The sequence below is a fragment of the Mesorhizobium sp. M1C.F.Ca.ET.210.01.1.1 genome, assembly GCF_004791585.1.
Lineage (GTDB): Bacteria > Pseudomonadota > Alphaproteobacteria > Rhizobiales > Rhizobiaceae > Mesorhizobium.
This window is the reverse complement of sequence record NZ_SRUU01000075.1, coordinates 1-2,802: the sequence shown is the minus strand read 5'-3', so window position 1 is coordinate 2,802 and position 2,802 is coordinate 1. Positions and strand designations below refer to the sequence as shown.

The following is a 2,802-nucleotide window of genomic DNA, read 5'->3' as shown; positions in this document are numbered from 1 at the left end:
TGAGCCCCTGAGCACCGCGGTGCTGGGGTCAAGCTTTCGATGGTGAGACGCGATGATATTCTTCGAGGAGGAGTTTGACCTCCTCGATGCCTTCATCGGTGAAGGCCAGGATCCCGTCGTCATCGTTGGCGCCGTAGACCCAGATGACGCCGTCCTCGGGCTCGAGACCGAGGGCAAGGTCCTGGATGAGCGCTTCGCTGACGCCGAGGTCGCTGGCGACACGTTCGACGGTGGAGACGTGATGCACCTTATTGCGCTGCATGATCAGGCCGCCGCTGGTTGGGTCCGCAGTTTTGCGGATTTCCAATTCCACGGCAGCAAATCATCGATCCGCTGTGCTGGGTGGGCCGCGATGCGCGCCAGGATATCGGCGAGCCAGGCCTGAGGGTCGATGTCATTCAACTTGGCGCTGGCGATCAGGCTGTAGAGAACGGCAGCGCGCTGTCCGCCGCGATCGGACCCACAGAACAGCCAGGACTTTCTGCCGAGAGCGATGCCGCGCAGGGCTCGCTCGGCTGCATTGTTCGACAGGCAAATGCGCCCATCGTCGAGGAACCGGGTGAAGGACGACCAGCGGCGCAGCATGTAGTTGAAGGCCTTGGTCAGATCGTGTCCGCGCGAGAGCTTGTCGCGCGTCTCGATCATCCAGCGCTCGAGTTCGGTGACCAGCGGCACGCTCCGCTCCTGGCGCGCGGCGTGGCGTTGGGCCGGCGACAGGCCGTTGATCTCGCGCTCGATATCGAACAGGGCATCGATGCGCTTCACGGCTTCAACCGCGAGCGGATAGACCAGATTGGGCTTGTCGCCGCGCGCCTTCTTGCGCGCCGCCGCTTCGATATCGGCCAGCTCGAACACTTTGCGCCGGCTGTGGGCCCAGCAACTGGCTTCCAGAACAGGCGCCGGCTGACGACCCGTCGCATAGAGATCACCATAACCGCCAAAGGCATCGGCCTGCAGAATGCCGCTCCAGCCGGCGAGATGCGCCGCGGGATGTTCGCCTCGGCGATCGCGGGAATAATAGAACACCGCCGCCGGCGGATCGGCGCCGCCGAACGGCCGGTCATCGCGCACATAGGTCCATAATCGGCCGGTCTCGGTCTTGCCCTTGGCCAGGACCGGCACCGTCGTGTCGTCGCCGTGCAGACGTGAAGCGGCCAGCACATGGGCTTCGAGCCGCTTGAACAGCGGCATCAGCGCCGCGGCGCCGGCGCCGACCTGGTCGGCGAGCGTCGACAGGCTGAGCGGCACGCCTTCGCGGGCATAGCGTTCGGCCTGGCGGTTGAGCGGCTGATGCTGGCCGAACTTCTCGAACAGGATCATCGCCAGCAGGCCGGGACCGGCCCAGCCCCGTGGGGTGGCGTGGAACGGCGCCGGAGCCTGGCTGATCGCCTCGCAGTCGCGGCAGGTGAACTTCTCCCGCACGTGTTGGATCACCTTCCATTGCCGCGGCACCACCTCCAGTGTCTCGGTGATATCCTCGCCCAGCTTGCGCAGCCGATGACCGCCGCAGCAGTGGCAAGCGGCCGGTGCCGGCTCGACCACGCGTTCGCGCGGCAGATGCTCGGGAAATGGCTGGCGCGTCGGCCGTTTGCGCACATAAGGCGCCACCTCGGTGGTCCGGGCCGCGGCCTGTTCGGCGGCGATCTCGTCTTCCGTCGCCGTGCTCTCGAGCTCCTCGAAGGTGAGCTCCATCTGCTCGTGCAGGCGGGCGGAGCGTTCAGAACTTTGACCATGCAGCGCCCGCTGCAGCTTCCGGATCGTCAGATCCTGGTGTGCAATCAGCGCCGCATCATCCGATGCCTTGGCCTTGGCGATCGCCAGTTCGGCCTCGACCAGCGCAGCGCGCGCGGCCTCGTCTTCGGCTCTGGCCAGCGCCGCGGCCAGCGCTGCTCTCAGCGCGCCGATATCGTCCGGAACAGCATCCTGGGCGGTGGCTACCATGCCCTGGAGTGAATCATAAAACGCGTCCGCTGACTCGCGGAAAATGGCGCAAACTCAAAGAAAAACTCAGCCCGCGCGCTCAGGGCGGAAGGTGTGACGCGGGTTGCGCCAATCGATCCCGTCGAGCATGTAGGCGAGCTGCGCCGGTGATATGGAAACCGTGCCATCCGCCGGCGACGGCCATAGAAACCGGCCCTTCTCGAGCCGTTTTGCATACAGCGACATGCCGAGCCCATCATGCCAGATAATCTTGATCAGAGTGCCGCTGCGGCCGCGGAAGACATAAAGATCGCCGGCATGCGGATCCCGACCCAACGTCTCCTGAACCTGCAGAGCCAGGCCTTGCATCCCGCGACGCATATCGGTCCGGCCGACCGCCAACCAGATCCGCACCTGGCTCGGAACCGGGATCATCAAACGCCCAGCGCCTTCACCATCGCCGCCGCCAGTGTCGGCGGCGTGGTCAGCGGAATCCGCAGCCGCATCTTGCCGGCGATCTCCAGCTCGATCACCGCTGGTGGCGCCGCCGGCCTCAAAGTGGCGACAGGCTCATCGGGAACCACGACAACTTCGGCAAAGCCCGTCTCGCGGGCTCTCATCGTGCGGCGCCACTTATAGATCAGGCTGGTCGCGACATCGTACTGACGCGCCACCGCCGCCACCGTGGACCCGGGCGCGAATGCCGCGGCCAGTATCCGGCACTGATCCTCTTCACTCCAACGACGACGACGCTCAGGCCCGGTCAATAACGTCACATGGCTCATGCTGTGCTGCTAACTACGCTCGTAAGGACGACCTTAAGAGCGCAGCCTCGCTACCATGCCATGCTCGCGCAAGGCGGCCCTCGCCGGAGGCGTACAG

General features: G+C 65.4%; 4 protein-coding genes. All 4 read right to left on the bottom strand.

Annotation, left to right across the window (positions count from 1 at the left end; genetic code table 11):
- Positions 1-28: 28 nt before the first annotated feature.
- The 4 genes from EN853_RS32915 to EN853_RS32900 all read right to left on the bottom strand — a co-directional run bounded on the left by EN853_RS32915 (position 29) and on the right by EN853_RS32900 (position 2,705).
- Positions 29-262, bottom strand: coding sequence for a hypothetical protein (locus EN853_RS32915; RefSeq protein ID WP_127863045.1), 234 nt, complete (start codon positions 260-262; stop codon positions 29-31).
- Between the two features lie 2 nt (positions 263-264).
- Positions 265-1,941 carry an IS66 family transposase gene (locus EN853_RS32910; RefSeq protein ID WP_127863044.1) on the bottom strand — a complete coding sequence of 559 codons (1,677 nt, stop codon included), beginning with the start codon at positions 1,939-1,941 and terminating at the stop codon, positions 265-267.
- Between the two features lie 66 nt (positions 1,942-2,007).
- On the bottom strand, positions 2,008-2,355 hold the full coding sequence (gene tnpB / locus EN853_RS32905; protein ID WP_127863046.1) for an IS66 family insertion sequence element accessory protein TnpB: 348 nt from the start codon (positions 2,353-2,355) through the stop codon (positions 2,008-2,010).
- Positions 2,355-2,705: a transposase gene (locus EN853_RS32900; protein ID WP_127863043.1), complete on the bottom strand. Its 351-nt coding sequence runs from the start codon at positions 2,703-2,705 to the stop codon at positions 2,355-2,357. The genes tnpB and EN853_RS32900 overlap by 1 nt, the downstream gene beginning before the upstream one ends.
- Between the last annotated feature and the right edge of the window lie 97 nt (positions 2,706-2,802).

Excerpts from the sequence above, each read along its gene's own strand:
- EN853_RS32915 (WP_127863045.1), bottom strand. The coding sequence starts at position 262 with ATGCAGCGCAATAAGGTGCATCACGTCTCCACCGTCGAACGTGTCGCC.
- EN853_RS32910 (WP_127863044.1), bottom strand. The coding sequence starts at position 1,941 with ATGGTAGCCACCGCCCAGGATGCTGTTCCGGACGATATCGGCGCGCTG.
- tnpB (WP_127863046.1), bottom strand. The coding sequence starts at position 2,355 with ATGATCCCGGTTCCGAGCCAGGTGCGGATCTGGTTGGCGGTCGGCCGG.
- EN853_RS32900 (WP_127863043.1), bottom strand. The coding sequence starts at position 2,705 with ATGAGCCATGTGACGTTATTGACCGGGCCTGAGCGTCGTCGTCGTTGG.